Origin of the sequence: Yersinia sp. 2542 StPb PI (genome assembly GCF_048593855.1) — a bacterium.
GTDB classification, from domain to species: domain Bacteria; phylum Pseudomonadota; class Gammaproteobacteria; order Enterobacterales; family Enterobacteriaceae; genus Yersinia; species Yersinia enterocolitica_E.
Genome location: NZ_JAZGQA010000502.1, coordinates 1 through 463 on the forward strand (window position 1 = coordinate 1; position 463 = coordinate 463).

The following is a 463-nucleotide window of genomic DNA, read 5'->3' on the forward strand; positions in this document are numbered from 1 at the left end:
ACTTAGTCTTAGTGGTAATCCCATCATAAAAAAATTTACAAATTTTTATTTGAGTTGACGTTAATTTAATCACCCCACGATCATTATAGATAACATCATGCCCGTGACCATGCTTTAGCATATTGGCGATTATACATTCAACTTTACGGCTTAATTGATTAATGCTGTCATTCCTAAAAATTACAACTTCCGAAGCCAGTTCTTTTGCCATATGTTTTTTGTCTCTAATTTTAAGAGTAACGATGACATTCTCACAAAAGGATATAGCGATAAAGCCATCATCAGTTTCATTGTCAAGGCTCGTAGTCTTAACCAATAAACAAACTTTAAGGTGGCTCTTAAATAAATGATACAACCCATACGAAAAAAAATTATTGTGGTCAGATATAGTTATCATGCAGCGCATAAAAATGTACTCTTTACTTGAGTTAAAAAATTAGAGCAGCAATTAAAACATAAGCTA

1 protein-coding gene is annotated in these 463 nt (G+C 32.0%); it reads right to left on the reverse strand.

Going from position 1 to position 463, the window contains the following annotated elements; all coding sequences use genetic code 11:
* Positions 1-211 (reverse strand): hypothetical protein (locus V1952_RS22495; RefSeq protein WP_420075629.1); only part of this gene is annotated, 211 nt, incomplete at its 3' end.
* Between the last annotated feature and the right edge of the window lie 252 nt (positions 212-463).